Origin of the sequence: Micromonospora sp. NPDC005172 (assembly GCF_040608555.1) — a bacterium.
Classification (GTDB): Bacteria; Actinomycetota; Actinomycetes; order Mycobacteriales; family Micromonosporaceae; genus Micromonospora.
The window spans coordinates 14,975-35,391 of sequence record NZ_JBEXIL010000035.1 but is presented as its reverse complement, the minus strand read 5'-3'; the positions used below and the strand labels follow the sequence as shown (position 1 = coordinate 35,391).

Here is a 20,417-nt window from a genome sequence, read left to right as displayed (position 1 = left end):
TCGACGAATGAGGGGTGCGGGCCTTCGCACGGGAGGCGGCTCGGCGGTAGCGTTGCGCCACACTCACGGCCCGCAGGGCGGTTGACCGCCGGCCCTTGCGCCCCGACTGTACGGAGGATGGTGCATGTCCATCGGCGCTGAGCCGCTCGCAGCACGCGACGACGCGGCCTCGCGGCCGAGCTTCGAGCTCGCCCTGCGCGGTTACGACAAACGCCAGGTGGACCGGCACCTGGAGCAGCTCGACGGGCAGATCGCGATGCTCAGCGGCGAGCACGGCCGGTCCGCGGTGCGGGTGCGGGAGCTGACCGCCGAGGTGCAGCGGCTGCGCGCCGAGCTGGCCGAGCTGCACGAGCAGCCGGTGCAGGTGGACCGCGCCTCGTTCCAGGATCTAGGCCCGATGGTCGGCGAGATACTGACCCTCGCCGAGAAGCAGGCCGCTCTCATCACCGATTCGGCCACCGACCGAGCCAACGAGCTGCGCAACGAGGCGGAGAGGATCCTCGTCGACACCCGCGAGCGGGCCGCGCAGGCACGCCAGGACCTGTCCGAGGAGGTGGCCGCGCGGCGCAGCGAGCAGGAGCAGGCGTACGAGGAGCGGCGCGCCGTGGCCGAGGCCGAGCTGACCGCGATCCGGGAACGCGCCGAGCAGTTGCGCGCCGACGGCGAGGCCGCGCACGAACGCGCCCAGCACGAGGCGAAGCGCATCACCGAGCAGAGCGCGCAGCAGCTCAACCAGACGCGGGTCGCCGCCGACGCCCTGATGAAGTCGGCGCGTACCCAGATCCAGCAGGAGGTCCAGGCGGCCCGGGCCAAGAACCAGCAGGAGATGGTCCAGTGGCAGGCCGGTGTGGAGCGCGAGGTCGCCGAACGGCGCAGCGCCGCCGAGCAGGAGATCGCCGAGTTGCAGGCGGCGGCGCAGGAGGAGCTGGCCGAGCAGCGCAGCTTCACCGAGCAGCAGATCGCCGCGCTGCTCGCCGAGGCGCAGCAGCACGTGACCGAGCTGCGTAACCGGGCCGACGAGCAGGCCGCCAGCCACCAGGAGCAGCTGACGGCGCTCCAGCGGGACATCGAGGAGCGCCGCGAGGAGTCGGCCCAACTGCACGCCGAGTTGGAGACCGCCCAGCAGCAGCTCGCCGAGGTCCGCCAGGAGGGCGAGACCCTGGAGAACGAGCTGTCCCGCATCCAGCAACGGCTGAGCGAGGTGCGGCGGGACCTGACCGCCGAGACGACTCGACTCGACGAGGCACGGCGGGCCGGCGACTCCGCCGAGCGGCACGCGAAGGAGGTCCGCGCCCGGGTCCAGCGGGAGGCGAAGCGGGTGGCCGACCTGGCCTCCGCCGCCGTGATGGCCGCTGCGGCCGGCGGTACGGAGACCGCCGAGTATCCGATGGTCGGCCCACGGTCGAGTCCCGCCCGTGCGGGTGTCGAGCTGATCCCCGTCGACCCGCCGGCGAGCCACCGCACCGACACCGACGCCGACGCCGACGCCGACGCCGACGAGCGTGCCGGTCGCGCCGAGACCGACACCGAGCAGGCGCGTACCGACCGCGTCGGCGCGGACCAGGCCGGTGACGACGAGGCAGGTCGCAGCGGGGCCCACGCCGACGAAACCCACGCCGATGCCGAGCACACCGACGGTGACCGCCCGGAGGGGACGCCCCTGCGGTACCCGGTGGCGCTTGCCGAACGGACGGCCACGTCGGGATCGCCCACCCCGCAGCCCGAGCCGATCTTCGCCCGGACCGAGCCCCCGACGCCCGTGCCGTTCCTGGCCTTCGGGCAGCCGGTCAACGACAACGGCAACGGCAACGGCCGACACTGAGCCCGCCAGCGCGGAACGGGCCGGGGCGCGTGCGTCCCGGCCCGTTCCGCAGAACCGGCACCGGGCGGTCTACACCGAATCCCCGCATCGTCTGCACCGCACGCTGTCGCGCCGATGGTGGGATGGGCGGATGAGCCAGCTCACGAGTGTGGATCAGATCGCGTACCTGGATGCAGCCGCCGCCACCACGATCGGCCGTCACTACAAGAGGCGTGCCGTCGACGCTCTCGACCTGCGGCCGGGGCACGCCGTCGTGGACGTCGGCTGCGGCCCGGGCACCGATCTCGGGCGGCTGGCCGACGCGGTCCGGCCCGACGGCCTGGTCGTCGGAGTCGACCGGGACGGGCGGATGCTCGCGGAGGCGGCCCGGCGGGTGGCCGGCCGGTCGGGGATCGATCTGCGCGCGGGCGATGCCCATGGGCTTCCGCTGGACGATGCCAGCATGGACCGGGTCCGGATCGACCGGGTGCTGATGCACGTGGACGATCCCGCGACGGTGTTGGCGCAGGTCCGCCGGGTGCTGCGCCCGGGGGGTGTGCTCGCGGTGACCGAGCCGGACTGGGACACCCTGGCCGTCGCCGACGATGACGTGGAGACGAGCCGCCGCTTCGCCCGGTTCGTGGCGGGTCGGGTGCGGAATCCGACGGTCGGGCGGGACCTGGTCCGGCTGTCGGTACGGGCCGGCCTGCGGGTGCGCTCGGTCGAGGCGATCGCCGTCGTCTTCGAGGATTTCGGCACGGCGGACCGGATTCTGGGTCTGCGGCGCAACTCCGCGTGTGCGGTGACGGCCGGCGAGCTGACCGACACGGACGCTCAGGCGTGGCTGGGGCGTCTCACCGCTGGTCCTTCGCTGGCGAGCTTCACCCTCTACCTGGTCACGGCCGAGGCACCCTGACCAGCCACGGCACGTCGGTCCCGCAGCCGCCCCGCGCCGCTCGCCGGACCCGAGGTGTGCCGGTGCGCTTTCGCCGGGAACCGTCCCGGACGTCCCATCGGAGCTGGCAGGCTGGGGCTGGCCGACACGCACCACCGGCCCGATCGGCGATCCGGAAGGGGACGCGCCGCGTGGCCGCGAGGAGTGCCCGTGACTGACCAGCCGGAGGACTTCGACCTGCTCGTCGTGGGCGGCGGCAAGGCCGGCAAGACGCTGAGCATGGACGTGGCCCGCTCCGGCCGCCGGGTGGCGATGGTGGAGCGCGGCATGATCGGCGGTAGCTGCATCAACGTCGCGTGCATCCCCACGAAGGCGCTGGTGACGAGCGCGCGGGCGGCCCGCCAGCTCCGGGACGCCGCCGCGCTCGGTCTCGTGGTCGAGGGTGGCCGGGTGGACGTGGACCTGCTGCGGGCGCACAAGCAGGACGTCGTCGACCAGATGGTGGCGGCCAACCGACAGCAGTTCCTCGACTCGGGTCTGCACCTGGTGATCGGTGCGGCCCGGTTCGTCGCCGCGCGGACCGTGCGGGTGCCGCTGGCCGACGGCGGCGAACGACTGCTGCGCGGCGCCGACGTGGTCATCAACACCGGCACCCGCCCACATCTGCCGTCCGTGCCCGGGATGGCCGAGGCCGGGGTACTTACCAGCAACGACCTCCTGCGGCTGGATCGACTGCCGGCGCGACTGGTGGTGCTCGGCGGCGGGACCGTCGGGGTGGAGTTCGCGCAGATGTTCGCGTCGTTCGGCAGCGCGGTGACGGTCATCGAGGGCGGCCCCCAACTGCTCACCCGCGAGGACCCCGATATCGCCGACGCGCTGATGCGGATCTTCCTCGACGACGGCATCGACGTCCGCGTCGGCGTGGCCGTCGCCCGGGTCGACCGCGACCCCGACGGCACGCTCCGGGTCGCCCTCGACGACGGCAGCGTGGTGACCGGCGACGAAGTCCTGGTGGCGGCCGGCCGGGCGCCGGTCACCGACGGGCTCGGGCTGGACGCGGCCGGTGTCCGGCTCGACGGTCGTGGCTTCGTGGTGGTCGACGAGTACCTGCGCACCAGCGCCGAGCGGACGTGGGCGGCCGGGGACGTCGCCGGCAGCCCGCAGTTCACGCACGTCTCGCTGGACGACTATCGGATCATCCGGGCGAACCTGGCCGGTGAGCAGCGCAGCACGGCGGACCGACTCATCCCGTACACCGTCTTCACCACCCCGGAGCTGGCGTGGGTCGGTCTCAGCGAGAGCGACGCGCGGCGCACCGGGTACGACGTCCAGGTGGCCCACCTGCCCGTCGCCGCGATCCCCCGGGCCCGCACGCTGCGCCAGACGAAGGGCATGTGGAAGGCGGTGATCGACGACCGTACCGACCTGATCCTGGGCGCGGCACTGCTCGGCCCGGAGTCGGGTGAGGTGATCACCTCGGTGCAGTTGGCAATGCTCGCGCGGATGCCGTGGACCGCGCTGCGGGACGCGATCATCACGCATCCGACCATGGCCGAGGGCCTCAACCTGCTCTTCGCCTCACTCAGGTCCCGCCCGGTGCGCTGAGCACCTCGCACCGGGTGCGGTCAGCCGGCGATCTCGGCGCGTACCCGTTGCTGGAAGGCACGGGCCTCGGGTCCGGCGGGCGGTGGGCCGCCGTGCCGCGCGGCGATCGCCCGGTGGATCACGTCGGCCGGGTCGCCGGTGTCGACGAGTCGCTGACCGGCGGCCACCTTGGACAGCCAGACGCCGTCGCGGTGGCGCACCAGGGAGCGGCATGCGCCGAGCACCGCGTCCTCCGCCCCGGGCGCGGGCTGGTCGTCCGGTGGCGTCGGCAGGGCCAGCCACCAGGTCAGCGCCTCCACCAGCAGCCGACGCAGAGCGTCCGGGGGAAGGTCGGCGAAGACCTCCGCCGCCGGAGGACCGGCAAGCGGCAGTCCGCTCTGGTGCAGGATGCTGCGGTCCAGCCCGTACCAGAACCGGCCGTCGGCATCCGGGCGGTCGGCCGGGTCGAGGGTGCGGCGGAACGGCATGGCGCGTCCGGTGTTCAGCTCGACCTCGAAGCCGGGATCGGGGCTGCCGGCGGTGGAAACCGCCCGCCGGTACACGACCAGTTCCAGCCCGCGCGCCGGACAGGGCAGCGCCTCGTGTCGCAGCCGTGCCACGAGCGTCCGCTTGACGGTCTCGGGGAGCGGGTCGACGCAGACCAGCGCGACGTCCACGTCACTGCGTCCGGCCTGGTACGCGCCGAGCCCCACCGAGCCGGCCGCGTACGCGGCGACGAGATCGTCGCCGAGCACGTCCCGGGCGGTGTCCACGAGATCGTCGAGGTAGCGCGTCAGAGCGAAGTCCACGCCCCCATCCTCGTCTGCGGGCGTGGACGCGGCCAGGCCGTGTGTCGAGGTCCTCGGTCGAGCCGAGGGGCGGACGGCGGACGGCGGACGGCGGACGGCGGACGGCGGACGGCGGACACCACGATGAGAGTGATGCCTGTGAGGCATCAAGATGACTGACAGGCATCACTCTCAATAGAGCGGGCGGCTCCGATCCGGCCGGACCACGGGCCCGCGAGCGGCGGTTCATCAGCGGCCGAAGCGGCAGTCGTCTGGGCCTTTCGCAGGCGGGCCAGGGGCTTTGACACACGGCCTAACCGGCGTAGAGCAGCAGCAGGCCAGCGACGGTGTAGGCGACCATCAGCGCGAGCAACGGGAGCTGACCGACGACCGCCCGCGCGCGGGGGAACAGGTACAGGGCGCGGTCGTGGGCGAGCAGGGTGCCGAGCAGGTGCCCGACGATGATGACGGTGATCTGGAGGTTGGCCACCCCGGACGGGGTGACCAGCGCGGTGTGCGGTTCCCAGCCCGCGGTGCCGAAGACGTCCGCTCCGGTCTCGCGGGGGTCGGAGAGCAGGGCGACGGTGCGCTGACCCTCCAGGATCAGCAGCGAGTAGTAGTGCGCCACCACGTAGCCCACCGCGATCGGCACGATCGAGTGCGCGATCTCGCCCGGCACCCGCCGCGCGGCGACCGCGCCAGCGTCCGCCCGCTCGGTGCGACCGACGCGGGCCGCGACGCCGGTGGCGGCGAGGTACGCCACAGCGACCGCCCCGATGACCAGGACCAGTCCGGCGCTGCCGGTGATCGCCGGGTGCAGCCCGTTCTCCTGCGCGAAGCGCAGCCATGCCGGCGCGTTGGAGAGGCTGTCGAACATGGTCGAGCCGAGCAGCACGATGACCACGGCGACCAGCCCGGGACGGGGTCGCAGACCGGCGATCCCGTCGAGCGGGTTGCGCCACACCAGCACACCGTCGGCGGCCCTGCCGATCGGAGCGAGCCGGCCGACGAGCGCGCTGTAGACCTCGAACGGGTCGGCCCGGTCGAACCATTCCGCGCCGAACAGCACCGCGCCGGCCAGCATCACCACGGCGTACCCGGCCAGCCACGCGGTGATGACCGGCAGGGTGGCCCGGTCCGGCGCGACCAGTTCGAGCCAGACGAATGCGAAGAGGGTGACCGCGCCGGGCCAGAGGCCCACGCCGCCCGGCAGTTCGCGGATGCCGCGCGCCGGGTCGCGCCGGGCCGCGAGCGCGCCGAGCAGATGCACGGTACGCAGCGGGTTGACCGCCCGCCAGAACGGGCCGAACAGCAGCGAGACAGGCACCAGGCCAACCCAGAGGAGCACGTAGAGCGCGCCGGCCGTGGGATTGTCCGGGGTGTCCGGCCCGGCGAGCAGGCCGACGCAGAACCAGCCGGTGGCGAGCAACCCCAGTGCGCGCAGCACCCACCGGAACGTGGGGGCGTCGAGGAGGCGGGCCAGCCGGTCCGGCACGGGCCGGCCACCGGCGGCGTCCCGGTCGAGGCGCGGTTCGCGCCAGAGCAGGCCCAACGCGAGGAACGTGACGACCAGGGTCAGGGCGGCGGCGACGACGAGTTCGGGCAGCGTGATCGGAAGGTCCTGGCGGCCGCCGACGCCGTGCGCCAGCAGTGTGGGAGCGGCGGACATGCCGATCAGCGGACGACGAGCTGGAACAGCACCAGCTCGGTCTCGTGCGTCTCGACCTCGAACAGCCCGGTCTTGTCGGCCCGGAACTCGACCATGCCCGGCGCGCCGGCCGGCAGGCGAGCGCCCAGGTCGTAGCCGTGCACGTGCAGTTCGTCGGCGACGTCCGAGGTGACCGTGATCCGGACCAACTGGCCCTTGGTCACCGTCACCCGGCCGGTCGGCGGGGTGACCCGTCGCTTGGCGACGGTCACGGTGATCTCCCGGTCGACCGCGGTCGTGCTGGGCGTGGCGGCGGGAGTGGGGCTGCCCGGGGTGACCGACGCGGCGGACGTGGTCGGCGCGGCGGCCGACGTCGGGGCCGTCGAGGGTGTGGCGACGGACGGGTCGTCATCGTGGCCGCAGCCCGCGGCGAGCAGGGCGGTGAGCAGACCGGTGACCACGAGGGCGGCGGAGCGGACGGTGGGGCGCGGACCGGGGACGGGCACGGCGGACTCCGAACGACGCGGGGGGACGGGGTGTCGAGATGATCGTCGGAGGGTGAACTCTACGTCTTGTTCGGCGACGGGGAAATGACCATGATGAACGAATGCGATCGAGGCTCGCCACTGTCGGTAACAACGTGAGTCGTACCCTCGCGGTGCTGGCCGCGCTGCTGGTGGCGGCACTGGCGCTGCCCGCCGCCCCGGCGTCCGCGCACGGCCAATTGGCGACCTCCACCCCGCTGACCGGCACCGTGGTGCGCCAGCCTCTCGCCCAGGTGGGGTTGTACTTCACGGAGAAGCCGGCCGCCAACGCGCACTTCACCCTCACCGGCCCGAACGGGTCGCGGGTGGACAGCGGCTGGTCGCACGGCGAGCCGACGCGGTTGGACAAGCCGGTCCAGGAGTACTTCATGGTCAACGGCGTCTTCGAGCCGCGGCTGTACCACACCGGCTTCCCCGCGATGGTGGCCGTCGCGCACTGGCCGGCGAAGGGCAGGTACACCGCCAGTTACCTCACGGTCGCCTCCGACGGCGAGGCGGTGCGGGGCACCGTCACGTTCGACTACCAGGGGCCGAGCACGGCGGCCCCGGCCGGCTGGACGGCCCCGACGGACGGTCCCGATCCCGCCCTGCTCGCCCAGGCCGAGGGCGGCACGTCGGCGTCCGCCGTACCGGCCGCGACACTCGACCCGGCGATCACCCCCGCCGCCGCGCCGCCGGCGTCCTCGAAGGAGAAGGGACTTCCCTCGTGGGTGGTACCCGCGGCCATCGTCGCCGTCGTGGGCACGCTCATCCTCGTGGCGGCCCGCCGTCGCCCCGCCGCCCGGCCGGCGGGTAAGGCTGCCCGCCCGCGCGGCGGCGCCGCACGTCCAACAGGCGGCAGCCTCCCGCGTCCACGCGGCGGAACGAACCGCCGTCCGGCTCGCCGCGGACGCCGCTGAGGCCGGTCACATCCCTGGACATTCGGGGATCAGTGCCGCGAGCTTTCGCACGGACATCGGGAACTTTTGATGTATCGATGCAAAGGCATGGACACCCTGATCGAAACCCCTTAATGTCTCGACCCATCAACCCGGTGTTTCCGGATCGTCACTCGTCGGCGTCGAGGACGTTACGGACCGGGCCGGCGGCCACCCACCTCACCATCGCTGCATGCCGGCCGCCGGTCACTCCTCATCCTCGTTGGAGGAACGATGGGTACACGGCTGCCTCGCCGATTCCGCAGTCCCGTCCTGGGCGCGCTCGCGCTCGTCCTCACCGTCGGCTTCTGGGCCGACCCGGCCGACGCCGCCGCAGAGCAGGAACCGGGCGTCACCCTGCGCGTCTACGACGTCCAGGTGCCGCTTTCCGAGATCTGCACGCTCAAGCCCGCGCAGACCCCGAACGTCGACAAGCTCATGTCCACGATCAACTGGACGTCGACGGCCGACTTCGGCTTCGACGACAACTTCGTCTCGCAGGTGCTCGGCAACATCACCGTCACCCAGGCCGGCAGCTACACCTTCCGGCTCAGCAGCGACGACGGGTCCAAGCTCACGATCGACAACACCGTCGTCGTCGACCACGACGGTCTGCACGGCGCCACCCCACCCAAGGAGGGCACGGTCACCCTCGCCACCGGCCTGCATCCACTGCGCATCGACCACTTCGAGCGCGGTGGTGACCAGCAGATCACCCTGGAGTGGCGTACGCCCGGCTCGTCGTCCTTCGTGGTCGTACCGAACTCGGCGTTGAGCACCGACGCCGGGGTCGTCCGGGTCACCGCACCGGGACGCAAGGAGTGCGAGGGCGTCAGCGACACGCCCGGTGACGGCCTGCCGCTGACCGGCGTGCACCCCGGTTACACGCTCACCAACCTGCGACCCAGCGGCTTCCAGCCGAAGGTCACCGGGATGGACTGGCTGCCCGACGGACGGCTGGTCATCAGCACCTGGGGTGGCAGCGACCAGTCCGGCACCTCCCAGGACGGCGAGGTGTACATCATGGGCGGCACCGGCGGCGCGACAAGTCCCGGGGCGGTGACCACCAAGAAGATCGCCGGTGGCCTCAAGGAGCCGATGGGGCTCAAGGTCGTCGACGGCGTGGTCTACGTGTCGGAGAAGCAGCGGCTGACCCGGCTCGTGGACACCACCGGCGACGAGGTGGCCGACCGTCTCGACACCGTCGCCACCTGGCCGTACGGCGGCAAGTTCCACGAGTTCGCGTTCGGTCTGCTCTACCAGGACGGGTTCTTCTACGTGAACCTGTCGGTGTCGATCGACTACGGCGGCGCGACCACCGTGCCGCAGCCCGCCGCCAACCGGGGCACCACCATCAAGGTCAACAAGGACACCGGCGCGGTCAGCTACGTCGCGGGCGGCCTGCGGACACCACACGGCATCGGTTGGGGGCCGGAGGGCGGCATCTTCGTCACCGACAACCAGGGCGGCTGGCTGCCGTCGTCGAAGCTGGTGCACATCAAGCAGGGCCGCTTCTTCAACCACTACACGACCCCGGCCGGTCCGTTCGACACCAACCCGGTCACCCCGCCGGTGCTCTGGATGCCGCAGAACGAGATCGCCAACTCGCCGAGCACGCCGCTCTACCTCACCAGCGGGCGGTACGCCGGCCAGTTCGTCATCGGCGACGTCACCTACGGCGGTCTCCAACGCGCCTCCGTGGAGAAGGTCAACGGCGAGTACCAGGGCGCGCTGTTCCGACTCACCCAGGGTTTGGAGGCGGGCGTCTCCGAGGTGAACCTCGGCCCGGACGGCGCGATCTACGTCGGCGGGCTCGGCGCCGGCGGCAACTGGGGGCAGACCGGCAAGCTGACGTACGGGTTGCAGAAGCTCACCCCGAACAGCGCCAGCACCTTCGAGATGCTGGCGATGCGTGCCACCACCACCGGTTTCGAGGTGGAGTACACCCAGCCCGTCTCGGCAGCGACCGCCGCCAACCTCGCGTCCCACTACAAGATCAAGCAATGGCGGTACGTGGCCACCTCGGCCTACGGCGGGCCGAAGATCGACGAGGAGGCCCTCACCGTCACCTCGGCCACTCTCTCGTCGGACGGAAAGAAGGTGAGCCTGGCGGTGGCCGGCCGCAAGGCCGGTCGGGTGGTGCACCTGCGCTCGCCGCGCCCGTTCACCTCCACCAGCGGCCAGTCACTGTGGAGCACCGAGGCGTGGTACACGCTCAACTCCATCCCGGGCAGCCCGCCGCCGCCGATCGGCGGCACCATCACCGGCGTCGGCGGCAAGTGCCTGGACGTCGACAACTCGGGCACCGCCGACGGTACGAAGATCCAGCTCTGGACCTGCAACGGCACCGCCGCCCAGTCGTGGACCCGGGTCGGCGACACGTACCGGGTGCTCGGCAAGTGCCTGGACGTGGACAACGCGGGCACCGCGAACGGTACGAAGATCCAGCTCTGGACCTGCAACGGCACCGGCGCGCAGGTCTGGCAGCCACAGAGCGACGGATCCATCCGCAACCCGCAGTCCGGCAAGATCATGGAGGCCGCCGGCGGTAACACCGGCGACGGCACCCAGATCCAGCTCGGCACGTACGCGGGCGGCGCACACCAGAAGTGGGTGGTCAGCAGCGGGGTAACCGGCTGACCTCGGACGAGGGGGCGTGGTCAGACCGGCGGGTCGGGCCACGCCCCGTCTCGTGAGCCGTGTGGGAACCGACGCTCAGCGGAACAGCACCGGTCGGTTCCCCCGCGCGCCGACGAGGTGGCCGCTGATGTTGATGTCCTCGATCCAGTCGGTCTCCCACACGCCCCGGGTGGTCAGGTCGGTCATCACACCGTTGCGCCAGAGGAACGGGTGCCACGCGGCGCTGGTGGTGGCGCTCTGGCCCACCACCACCCCCCGGTCGTTTATCGCTGTGGCGTGGCTCCGGTCGCCGCCGAGCGTGCCGAGGTCGGTGAGTGTCCCGTTCTGCCAGCGGAACGCCCGGCCGTTCGCCGCGCCCACCACCTGACCCCGGTTGTTGATCCCGAGCGCCGCGCTGCCGATCTGGGTCAGGACGCCGTCGCGCAACCGGCCACCGACGCAGGTGCACGGGTAGTCCTGCGGCGGCACGTTGAACCCGCCCACCACGTCGCCCGCGTTGTTGAAGTCGGCGGTGAACTCGTAGAAGTACTCCTGACCCAGGTCGGTGAAGACCCCGTCGCGCCACAGGAAACGGTGCCGCATGTCGTCGGCCGGATCGCTGGTGCCGAGCACCTGCCGCCGGTCGTTTACGCCGATCGCCACACTGTTCTCCCCGCCCAGGGTGCCAAGGTCGCGGAGGTGGCCGTCGCGCCAGAGCACCGCGCGGGTCAGGTAGTCCGAGCCGAACGAGGTGATCGCCACGTCACCGAACTCGTTGACGTCCACGGCGCTGGAATCGGTGTCACCGGGCAGCACGCCCAGGTCGGTGATGACGCCGTGTCGCCAGAGCACGGCGTGCCGGGCGCCGCCGGCGACGGTGCTCCAGCCGACGATGTCGCCGCGGTCGTTCATCGCCGTCGCAGCGCCGTCACCCCCGCTCAGGGTGCCGAGGTCGACGACCCGATAGCTGTGCGGGGACGCGACGACGGGAGCGGGAGCGAGGGTGATCATCGCGACGACGGTCGTCACTGCGGTCAGCAGGGGACGCGGGGACACCAAGGACGCCAAGGGGGACGCTCCTCCGGATCGGAGCGGCGACGACCCGGCGGACGGGCGCGGGACAACCGCCACTGCGCGTTCGATCGGTTACGCACAGTAGATCCGGTGTCGTGGCGGCACGCCAGGGACCGAACGGTCACCGACGCATCAGGCGCGCGTCGGTCAGGGGCCGTGCGGCAGCGGTTGAGCCAGCGCCCGCAGGTCCGCCGGGAGCTGCGCCAGGGCGTCGGTGAACTCCCGGTGGCCGACCACCCGGTGCATCGTCTGAAGAACCGCCCGTGCGCCCCGCTCGGCGCCGGGCCGATCCGTGCCGGCACGGTCGGCGACGCGGCGCAGGAACTCGTCGTACCCGAATGTCTCGGGCGGTTCGGCGGCCTTGACCAGCAGCGGGCTCAGCTCGTCGGCCACGTGGGGAGCGAGCGCGGACGCCTCGCCGCCGCTGAGGCGCTCGGTGAGCGTCCGCAGGACCGCCTCGGTCAGCGAGCGTGCCTCTTGCGGCGGGATGCCCGCCCGTGCCGCGACCTTGTCGACGAACGCCAGTTCGGCCATGGTCCCGCCCCTTCCGTCGCCGGAACGCGTGGCTACCCGGGCCGGACGGCGGCAAACCCGGGCCATCCCGCCGGTGGTTCTGTCGGTTGCGCCGCGTCCCACCGACGCCGTCTCGTACGGTGAGGTCGGACCGGGACCACGGCGGCCGCCCGACGGCGGCCCATGCCGCAGGAGGAGCAGATGACGGTCGACCTGCCCGACGTGATCGACAGGTACTTCCGGGCGGTCGGCGACGGTGACCTGGACGCCTTCGTCGCCTGCTTCGCGGACACCGCGAGCGTGGCCGACGGGGACCGCCTGTACGACGGCCGGCCCTCCATCCGATCCTGGCGGGAGCGGACGATGTCGGAGTACTCGTACACCGCCGAGCCGGTGCGGGTCACGCCCCAGGCCGGCGACTCGTACCTGGTCCTCACGCGGGTGTCCGGCGACTTCCCCGGCAGCCCGATCGAGCTGCGGTACCGGTTCACCCTGCGCGACGGCCTGATCGGCGCCCTGGACATCCGCCCGTAGCGACCGCCCGTCGCCCGTGCCGGAGGAGATGCCGTGCCGGTACGCGACGTGGGCGCGATCGAGGACATGCGTCCAGATCTCCAGCGTCGGCGACCGGGTCGCCAGCCGGGCGATCCCGCGAAAGCGGCGCGGGCGATCATCGAGATCACCCGCGTCGACGACCCGCCGGCACGGCTGCTGCTGGGCGTCGACGCGGTCGCGGCCGCATCGACGGTCGCCGAGGCACTCGCCGCGTCCGACGCGCGGTGGCGCGAGCTGAGCGAGTCCGTCGCGTTCGACGCGGGGTCCTGACCCGTCCGCCGCCGCACAGTGGCCGCGCCTTCTTGATCAACCGCCGAATGGAGGACACGGCTGGGCGGCTGTCGGATGACATGATGTCCCGACAACGGCTGACGCTACGAGGAAGGATGCTGCTGTCCGATGGCGCACTTCGAGGCCCGCACGTCCACGACACCCGGGCGGATCGTGGTCACGCTGACCGGTGAGTGCGACCTGGCGGCCCAGCCCGAGCTGACGACCGTGCTGTCCGCGGCGGTGCGCGCCGCGTCGGTGGTGGTGGTCGACGTCGGCGGGCTGCGGTTCATGGACTCGACGGGCCTGCACGGCCTGGTGACCGCCCATCAGGCGGCACGCGCGACCGGCCGTCGTCTGTACGCGGTCAACGCGTCCGGCCCGGTCGCGACCGTCCTCGACATCACCGGCATCGGCAACCTGCTGCGTCCGCCCGTCGACGACCCGCAGCTGGCGGGCTGATGGCGACCGACCGTCGGGAGACCCACGCGGTGGCCGAGGAGCCTGCGTTCGCCTCGCGCACCGACACGATGACGTACGAGGTGGCGTCCGACCTGCGGGCGTTGCGCGCCTTCGTCTGGGACACCGCCACCGCGCGGGGCCTGTCGGCCGAGCGGGTGGAGCTGCTGGTGCTCGCGGTCAGCGAGCTGGCGACCAACACGTTGCAGCACACCGTCGGCGGTGGCCGGGTCCGGCTCTGGGCCGAGGGCGACCAGGTGTTCTGCGACGTCGTCGACCAGGGCCCGGCACGGGCGCTCGGCCGGGACATGCCCGCCGCCAACGCCGTACGGGGCCGCGGACTGGCCATCGTCGAGCAGGTCTGCGACGAGGTGACCGTGCGGGCCGCCCCCGAGGGGACGATCGTCCGGATCAGGCTCGGACGCTGAGCCGGCCAGCGTGCTGAGCACCTGTTCGGGGTGCGGGCCTAGCGCATGGTGGCGCGGGCGGCGGTGTCGATGAAATCTGCCACCGGACCGGGTTTCGAGACAGCCACGGCGTGCGACCCGTCGACCTCGATCACGGTGGACCCCGCCCGGTCGGCCAGGAAGCGTTGCAGGTCCGGCGGAATGCCCTGGTCCTGCTTGCTGATCAGGGTCCACGACGGGATCGTCTTCCAGGCCGCCTTGGTCACGGACCCGGTCTGGGCGCTCGCCGTTGCAGGCCGCTGCGTGACCGCCATCAACTCGGCGACCTCGGGGGCGACGTCGGCCGCGAACACGGCCGGGAACTTGTCCTGCTGGATGTACTGGTCCATCCCCGTCCCACCGTCAGGCAGGGGGAAGGGGACCATCTTGATGGACGTGACGAGCTGGCTGCCGGGATACTTCGTGACCAGGTCGACCACGCTCTCGCCGACATCCGGGCTGATGCTGGCGACGTACACCAAGGCCTTGACGTTGGCCGCGCCGTCCGCGGCCTCGGTGATCACCAGTCCGCCGTAGGAGTGGGCGACCATCACGACCGGCCCGTCGATGCTGTCCACGACGGAACGGGCATAGGCCGCGTCCTCCTGGACACCGCGCAGCGGGTTGGCGACAGCGATGGCCGGATAGCCTTGGCGCCTGAGGTGGGCGATCACCCCGTTCCAGCTCGACGAGTCGGCGAAGGCCCCGTGCACGAGCACGATGGTGGGCAACCCCGCCTGCTGGCCGGACGTGTCAGGAGCGTTCATTCGGCATCACCTTTCGTGGCATAGAGTCAGTATTCGGGATGAAAGACGCCCAGGTCGGTGATTCGGATGGACGGGTGGCGCGCCGCCGCGCCCATGCGTCCACGTCCGGGCGGTGTGGCCTGCCACAATGCGGTCAGTCCGGACGGCGGCGCCGGGAGCGGAAGACCGGGAGGACGGTGCCATGCCGGACAGCGCACGCGAGGCGGAGCTGCTCGACGCCGAACGCACCCTGCAGGCCGCGCAGAGGGCCGGTGACGTCGCGGCCCTCGACCAGTTGCTGGTCGACCAACTGATCGCGATCGGCCCCGACGGCCGCAAGCACACCAAGGCGGAGGATCTCGCCGCGCACCGGGACCGGACCTCGGTCGTCGAGGAGCTCACCGAGGAGGAGTTGGACCTGCTCGTCGTCGGATCGACAGGTGTGACGTTCTGCCTGGCCCGGGTCGCCGGGACGTTCGACGGCGCGCCGTTCAGCGCGCGCCTGCGCTACACCCGCACCTGGGTGCACGACGACCAGCACGGTTGGCGGGTCCTCGCCGCGCACATCAGCCAGGTCTGAGAGCCGGTCAGCTCACCGTCGCCTCGACCGGACCGATACGCAGCACGCCGTCGTGCAGCGGCGTGCAACGGACGCCACCCGTGGTGCGCAGCGCCTTCCAGGCGCCCGACCCGACCGTGACGTCCATCCACGCGCAGGGGCGGGCGGCACGGTTCACGCGCAGGCCGACGGGGCCGTCGCCGGAGTCGAGGACCAGCACCCTGCCGATCAGCTCGTCCACGGCGAGGCCGATGGTGAGGATGTTGCGGCGGACCTGCGCCAGGCCGATGCCCGCCGGCAGCGATTCCTGGGCGATCACCGTGACACTCGCGTCGCGGTGCGCCTGCTTGCCGAAGTACCGGTCGCCGACGATGCCGAGGCCGGCCCGGATCTGGACGGTGTCGACCAGCTCGCCGGGCGGGGCCGGCGCCGGGCCGTCGGAGGGCCGGCCCAGGAAGCGGTGTACGGGCGAGGCCAGCAACTCGACGATCTCCGGCATGGCAGGAATTGTACGAAGCGGACCGGCTCCAACGGGTCAGGTCCGCAGACGACTGGGCCCGCGCCCTGGCTCGGGCTGTCGGCGAGGCCGGCGGCGACCGCCGTGGGGGTGGCTGCGGTAGTGAGCGGTATACCTCAGAGTCATGAATATGACCCTGAGGTATACCGCTCACCGGCACATCGCGCTGGCGGGCCAGCCGAAGCGGATCGCGAGCGTCTAGCTCGACCGCGATCCGGCCTGGGCCGGTGTGCCGGTCACGGTGAGATGGCGTGCTCGGCCGACGTTGTCGAACGAGCCGAAGCCCACCCGCCCCGACCCGAACGTGGTGTCCTTCGCGGTCAGCAGCGGGTCGCGGTGCCCGTCGACGTAGACGGCGATCTCGCCGGTGGCCGGCAGGTGCACGACGCGTACGCGGTGCCACGCGGCGTCGGTGATCGCCGGGTTGGCCCCACGGGAGCGGCCGTTCCACTGGTGGTCGATGCGTTCCCGATCGGCATTGTTGACCTTGAAGATGCCGTTGTGCGGATAGATCGTGTTGTCGGTGGAGAGGTGGGCGTAGTAGAACTCGGTGTCCGAGCGCCAGCCGAAGACGATGATCACGTCCCGGTTGCTGACGTCGACCGGCGTGTCGAGTCGTACCCGAGTGTCGAGGAGCACCGACGACCAGGTCGGGCCGGCGGTCAGCACGGCGTACTCGAAGGGCCGGCGCGGGCCCGGCCGGCTCTCGCCGGCCTCGGCGAGGATGACCTCGTCGCGGGTGAACTGCCACTTCGTCGGGGTCACCGGCGCCCAGTTGGCGGCGCCGGCGGTGTGGCGCAGGGTGGTGCCGCCGACGTCGCCGCTGGCGAACTCCCGGGTGCCGGTGACCTTCCAGACCGTGCCGTTGGCCTTGGCGACGAGGTACAGCTCGCCGGCCGCGTCGGTGCCGAAGCGCAGGTCGACGCGGTTGGGGTCGCCGGGCGCGCCGGGTCCGGAGAGGTCCCGCATCCGCACCGGCGAACCCGCGGCGTCGAAGAGCGCGAGCTGGTGGATCGGGGCGAGGCCGTGGCCACGGCGCATCTCGTTCGCCTCGGTGTAGAGCACCCGGCCGTCGACCAGGTCGCCGAAGACGTACTTGCCGCGCAGCGCCGGCACCGCGCGTCCGCGGTAGACGAAACCGCCGGCCACCGCGACGCCGACGTCCGCGGTGCAGTTCCAGTCCGCGGCGGGGTCGTGGTCGTACGCGGCGACGGGGTACGTGTAGCCGTAGCGCTCGTCGTCGGCCGGCAACGGGAACAGCCGGTCGCAGGGGTTGGTGGCCGCCTTGTCGAAGACGAAGGAGCCCTCGCGCTCGCTCCAGCCGAAGTTGTCGCCGGCGCGGACCTCGTAGATCGCCTCGACGGCGTGCTCACCGATGTGCCCGAGGTACATCCGGCCGGTCGCCCGGTCCCAGCTGAACCGGTGCGGGTCGCGGAAGCCCACGGCGTAGATCTCGCCGAGCGCCCCGGCCCGCCCGACGAACGGGTTGTCGGCGGGGATGCCGTACCGGCCGTTGGCGGAGCTGGTGCCCCTCGGGTCGATGCGCAGCAGCTTGCCGTGCGGCAGGCCGAGGTTCTGCGGGTCGGTGGTGCGCACGCCGAGGCCGCCGTCGCCGACCGCGAGGTACAGCAGGCCGTAGTCGCGGTCGTGGCGTTTCGCCGTGGGGTTGAAGTTGATCTCCTGGATGCCGTGCACCTGCCCGCCGAAGCCGATGCGCAGCACCTCCCGGCGGGTGCCGGCGAAGGTGTCGGCGGCCGGGTCGTCAGCCGTCCACTCGGTGATGACGCCGTGGTAGATCGTGCCGGCCTGGGCGTAGTCCGGTGGCGTGGTCGTCGCCGACGCCAACTCGGTGTGGATGGTGTAGAAACGGCCGTTGACGCCGAACTCGGGGTGGAAGGCGACGTAGCCGAAGCCCTGGCCGAGCCCTCGGCCGGAGAAGAACTGGGGCGCGAACGTCGCCGCCACGTCCAGGTAGACGTGCGGCACTCCGTTCTCGACCAGATAGAGGTTGCCGTTCAGGTCGGGCACCGCGCGCCGGCCGGACCCGTCGGGCAGCTCCATGATGGTGTTGATCCGGGCGGTCCGCATGAGCCGCTGGTCCGTCGGCGCGGGGGTCGGGTACGACTGCGGGAATCGCGCGTACTCGTCGAGGACCAGCCCGAGGCGGGACTGGGTCGGCATCTCGGGGATCGGGTCGTAGACGGCGTCGGCGGCCCGGGCGGGCGTGGCGAACAGGGTGGACAGCACCAGCACGAGCGCCGTGAGGCCGGCGGTCAGCGCGGTGGGGCGCAGCGCGCGGGGATGGTGGGCGGTGAGCACGCGTGTCTCCTTCTCGGTGGGACGGTGCCGAGGGTGGTCAGCGGGCGAGGTGGCGGTACTGCCGGCGCACGTCGGACGCGGAGACCACGCTGTCGAGGAACAGCAGGCCGTCCATCCGGCAGTCGCAGGGGTTGCGTTCCACCGTGTTCTGCGGGAAGCTCCCGCCGATCTTGATGCCCCGGGGGTCGGAGGCGGTGGTCACGTGCGGGCCGGGCCCCGCCACGAGCCACGGGTCGTCGGCGCGGGTGTAGAAGCCGTCGACGGGTTCGCCGTTGCGGTAGAGGGCCAGCGCGCCGGTGCCGAAGTCGAAGGTGGCGGCGAGGTGCACCCACTCCCCCACCGGCAGCAGCTCGCGCCAGTCCGACCGCGCCGCGAACGTCTGCGAGTTGCCACCGTCGAGGCGGCGGCCGAGCGCGACGAGGCGCAGCTCGCCGTCGACGTCGATCAGCTCCAGCAGGGCCCGGACGCCGTGGCCGTCGGAGTCGCCGGTGAGCAGACCGGCGAGACCGATCGCGTTGTACCTGTCGTTCGGCTCGGCGGTGGTGGAGTTGGGCGCGGGGCTGTCCATGTTCAGCTTGAACCAGCCCATGATGGTGGTGCCGCCGGTGGCGCTGAACGCGCGTAGCGTCCGCACTCCGCTCGCCGACCAGGTGCCGGCCTTCCAGTCGTCGTTGCCGGTGGTCGTCGGGTCGACCTGCCGGGTCTGCACCGCGTTACCGCTGCCCCGGTAGGCGTGGTCGGGCACCCGCATCGCCGAGCCGCCGTTGACCAGCTCGATCTCGGTGCCGGAGCGCCCCTGGTCGCGTTCCAGGGCGGGGTCACCCGGCACCGGGTGGTCGAAGTCGTACGCGGCGACCACGTGCGCTCGCAGCGCCGGGTGGACGCCGCGGGCGACGCTCCGGTCCGCCTGGGCCGGCGGCGCTCCGACACCGGTCAGCACGCCGACCACCAGCAGCGAGACGGCGACGATTCGAGTGCTGGACATCGTTCACCTCGTTTCGCGGCACGCCGGTGCCCGGTACGTAAGCGCTTACGTAAGCGCTTACGTACCCTAGGCTTCGACGATCGTCACTGGCAATAGATCGGGTGACATGGATGTTTCCGGGGAGTTGCGGATGCCCAGGGCTGGCCAGCGGCCGCGCCTCGTGGAGGTGGCCGAACGCGCGGGGGTCTCACTGGCGACCGCCTCGCGAGCACTCGCCGGCCGCGAGGGGGTCAGCACCGAGGTGGCCGACCGGATTCGCCGGATCGCCCACGAGCTGGGGTACGTCGCCAACCCGTACGCCCGCACCCTGGCCGGGGGCGCCCGCTCCACCGTGGGGCTCATCGTCCACCAGGTCGACGATCCGTACTTCTCCGAGATCGCCGCAGGGGTCATCCAGCTCGCCGCCGAGCAGGGGCTGCTGGTGCAGATCTGCCAGTCCGGCCGGGACCCGGTCTACGAGCTGCGGCAACTGCGCCACCTGATCGCACAGCGGGTCGGCATCATCCTGATCAGCGGCTCGGGGTACGACGACCCGCGGGTCGAGGCCGAGGCCCGCGCCGAGTTGGCGGCGTTCCAGGACCACGGTGGCCGGGTCGCCGCCATCGGCCGGCACGCGCTCGGTGTCGACGCCGTCCTACCGGACAACGAGGCCGGCGGGCACGCGCTCGCCGCGCACCTGATGGACCTCGGTCACCGGCACATCGCGGTCGCCGCCGGCAGCGCCGGCCTCACCACGGTCGCCGACCGGCTCGCCGGCGTGACGGCCGCGCTGCGGCAGCGCGGCCTGCGACCGGCCGACCTGACGGTCGTGCACGGGGACTTCACCCGCGGCGGCGGACGGGCGGCCACCGAGCAGATCCTCAACGAGCACCCGGAGACCACCGCGATCGTCGCGCTGAACGACGCCATGGCGACCGGCGTGCTCTCGACGCTGCGGTCGCGTCGCGTGCCGGTGCCGGCGCGGATCTCCGTCGTCGGCTTCGACGACGTCTCCGTCGCCGCCGACCTCGCGCCCAGCCTCACCACCATCCGGCTGCCGTTGACCGAGATGGGCCGTACCGCGCTCACCCTCGCCCTCAAGCCTCGTGCGGCGCGACCCCGTCGGCGCGCCACCGGTCACCTGCTGGTCGTCCGCGACTCGACCGGCCCCGCACCGACGACCTGAGCGGCCGCGGGG

Annotated in this window: 20 protein-coding genes; 11 read left to right on the top strand and 9 right to left on the bottom strand. The window is 72.2% G+C overall.

All coding sequences use genetic code 11. The annotated features are described in order from the left end of the window. Window positions 1–124: 124 nt before the first annotated feature. The 3 genes from ABZV06_RS22550 (at window position 125) to ABZV06_RS22540 (ending at window position 4,301) form a co-directional block, all read left to right on the top strand. Window positions 125–1,822: a hypothetical protein gene (locus ABZV06_RS22550; protein ID WP_355623891.1), complete on the top strand. Its 1,698-nt coding sequence runs from the start codon at window positions 125–127 to the stop codon at window positions 1,820–1,822. Between the two features lie 130 nt (window positions 1,823–1,952). Beyond that, complete coding sequence (locus ABZV06_RS22545; RefSeq protein ID WP_355623888.1) at window positions 1,953–2,717, top strand: methyltransferase domain-containing protein; 765 nt, start codon at window positions 1,953–1,955, stop codon at window positions 2,715–2,717. A gap of 189 nt (window positions 2,718–2,906) precedes the next feature. Continuing rightward, window positions 2,907–4,301, top strand: a complete 1,395-nt coding sequence (locus ABZV06_RS22540) for an FAD-dependent oxidoreductase (RefSeq protein WP_355623885.1) — start codon at window positions 2,907–2,909, stop codon at window positions 4,299–4,301. Between the two features lie 20 nt (window positions 4,302–4,321). On the opposite strand, the gene ABZV06_RS22535 is transcribed toward ABZV06_RS22540, so the two are convergent. From ABZV06_RS22535 to ABZV06_RS22525, 3 genes are all read right to left on the bottom strand, one after another. Further along, complete coding sequence (locus ABZV06_RS22535) at window positions 4,322–5,089, bottom strand: nucleotidyltransferase domain-containing protein (RefSeq protein WP_355623882.1); 768 nt, start codon at window positions 5,087–5,089, stop codon at window positions 4,322–4,324. 292 nt (window positions 5,090–5,381) lie between these two features. After that, the gene (locus ABZV06_RS22530) at window positions 5,382–6,737 is read right to left on the bottom strand and encodes a hypothetical protein (RefSeq protein WP_355623879.1); all 1,356 of its coding nucleotides are present in this window, start codon (window positions 6,735–6,737) and stop codon (window positions 5,382–5,384) included. 5 nt (window positions 6,738–6,742) lie between these two features. Then, the gene (locus ABZV06_RS22525) at window positions 6,743–7,222 is read right to left on the bottom strand and encodes a hypothetical protein (protein ID WP_355245290.1); all 480 of its coding nucleotides are present in this window, start codon (window positions 7,220–7,222) and stop codon (window positions 6,743–6,745) included. 101 nt (window positions 7,223–7,323) lie between these two features. On the opposite strand from ABZV06_RS22525, the gene ABZV06_RS22520 reads away from it, so the two are divergent. Next, window positions 7,324–8,160 carry a copper resistance protein CopC gene (locus ABZV06_RS22520; protein WP_355623876.1) on the top strand — a complete coding sequence of 279 codons (837 nt, stop codon included), beginning with the start codon at window positions 7,324–7,326 and terminating at the stop codon, window positions 8,158–8,160. Between the two features lie 252 nt (window positions 8,161–8,412). Further along, window positions 8,413–10,818 carry a ricin-type beta-trefoil lectin domain protein gene (locus ABZV06_RS22515; protein WP_355623873.1) on the top strand — a complete coding sequence of 802 codons (2,406 nt, stop codon included), beginning with the start codon at window positions 8,413–8,415 and terminating at the stop codon, window positions 10,816–10,818. A 75-nt stretch (window positions 10,819–10,893) separates the two neighbouring features. Here ABZV06_RS22515 and ABZV06_RS22510 read toward each other — a convergent pair whose 3' ends face one another. After that, window positions 10,894–11,865 carry a hypothetical protein gene (locus ABZV06_RS22510; RefSeq protein ID WP_355623870.1) on the bottom strand — a complete coding sequence of 324 codons (972 nt, stop codon included), beginning with the start codon at window positions 11,863–11,865 and terminating at the stop codon, window positions 10,894–10,896. 153 nt (window positions 11,866–12,018) lie between these two features. Then, window positions 12,019–12,405 carry a DUF2267 domain-containing protein gene (locus tag ABZV06_RS22505; RefSeq protein WP_355623867.1) on the bottom strand — a complete coding sequence of 129 codons (387 nt, stop codon included), beginning with the start codon at window positions 12,403–12,405 and terminating at the stop codon, window positions 12,019–12,021. Window positions 12,406–12,585: 180 nt separating this feature from the next. On the opposite strand from ABZV06_RS22505, the gene ABZV06_RS22500 reads away from it, so the two are divergent. The 4 genes from ABZV06_RS22500 (at window position 12,586) to ABZV06_RS22485 (ending at window position 14,096) form a co-directional block, all read left to right on the top strand. Beyond that, window positions 12,586–12,918: a nuclear transport factor 2 family protein gene (locus ABZV06_RS22500; RefSeq protein WP_355245275.1), complete on the top strand. Its 333-nt coding sequence runs from the start codon at window positions 12,586–12,588 to the stop codon at window positions 12,916–12,918. A gap of 33 nt (window positions 12,919–12,951) precedes the next feature. Beyond that, window positions 12,952–13,209 (top strand): hypothetical protein, encoded by a 258-nt coding sequence (locus tag ABZV06_RS22495; protein WP_355623864.1) that lies wholly within the window; start codon window positions 12,952–12,954, stop codon window positions 13,207–13,209. Window positions 13,210–13,338: 129 nt separating this feature from the next. Next, the gene (locus ABZV06_RS22490) at window positions 13,339–13,671 is read left to right on the top strand and encodes an STAS domain-containing protein (protein ID WP_355623861.1); all 333 of its coding nucleotides are present in this window, start codon (window positions 13,339–13,341) and stop codon (window positions 13,669–13,671) included. Further along, a complete protein-coding gene (locus ABZV06_RS22485) occupies window positions 13,671–14,096 on the top strand; it encodes an ATP-binding protein (RefSeq protein WP_355623859.1) in 426 nt (141 codons plus the stop codon). The genes ABZV06_RS22490 and ABZV06_RS22485 overlap by 1 nt, the downstream gene beginning before the upstream one ends. Window positions 14,097–14,134: 38 nt before the next feature. On the opposite strand, the gene ABZV06_RS22480 is transcribed toward ABZV06_RS22485, so the two are convergent. Then, window positions 14,135–14,881 (bottom strand): alpha/beta hydrolase, encoded by a 747-nt coding sequence (locus ABZV06_RS22480; protein WP_355623856.1) that lies wholly within the window; start codon window positions 14,879–14,881, stop codon window positions 14,135–14,137. Window positions 14,882–15,062: 181 nt separating this feature from the next. On the opposite strand from ABZV06_RS22480, the gene ABZV06_RS22475 reads away from it, so the two are divergent. Then, window positions 15,063–15,440 (top strand): nuclear transport factor 2 family protein, encoded by a 378-nt coding sequence (locus ABZV06_RS22475; protein WP_355245263.1) that lies wholly within the window; start codon window positions 15,063–15,065, stop codon window positions 15,438–15,440. 7 nt (window positions 15,441–15,447) lie between these two features. Here ABZV06_RS22475 and ABZV06_RS22470 read toward each other — a convergent pair whose 3' ends face one another. The 3 genes from ABZV06_RS22470 to ABZV06_RS22460 all read right to left on the bottom strand — a co-directional run bounded on the left by ABZV06_RS22470 (window position 15,448) and on the right by ABZV06_RS22460 (window position 19,240). Continuing rightward, entirely contained in the window at window positions 15,448–15,918 is a 471-nt protein-coding gene (locus ABZV06_RS22470; protein WP_355623853.1) for a molybdenum cofactor biosysynthesis protein, read from the bottom strand. 216 nt (window positions 15,919–16,134) lie between these two features. Then, the gene (locus ABZV06_RS22465) at window positions 16,135–18,255 is read right to left on the bottom strand and encodes a PQQ-dependent sugar dehydrogenase (RefSeq protein WP_355245257.1); all 2,121 of its coding nucleotides are present in this window, start codon (window positions 18,253–18,255) and stop codon (window positions 16,135–16,137) included. A gap of 37 nt (window positions 18,256–18,292) precedes the next feature. Next, window positions 18,293–19,240, bottom strand: coding sequence for a LamG-like jellyroll fold domain-containing protein (locus ABZV06_RS22460; protein ID WP_355623850.1), 948 nt, complete (start codon window positions 19,238–19,240; stop codon window positions 18,293–18,295). A gap of 130 nt (window positions 19,241–19,370) precedes the next feature. Here ABZV06_RS22460 and ABZV06_RS22455 point away from each other — a divergent pair, with 130 nt between their 5' ends. Continuing rightward, window positions 19,371–20,405: a LacI family DNA-binding transcriptional regulator gene (locus tag ABZV06_RS22455; protein ID WP_355245251.1), complete on the top strand. Its 1,035-nt coding sequence runs from the start codon at window positions 19,371–19,373 to the stop codon at window positions 20,403–20,405. The last annotated feature ends 12 nt before the right edge of the window (window positions 20,406–20,417 follow it).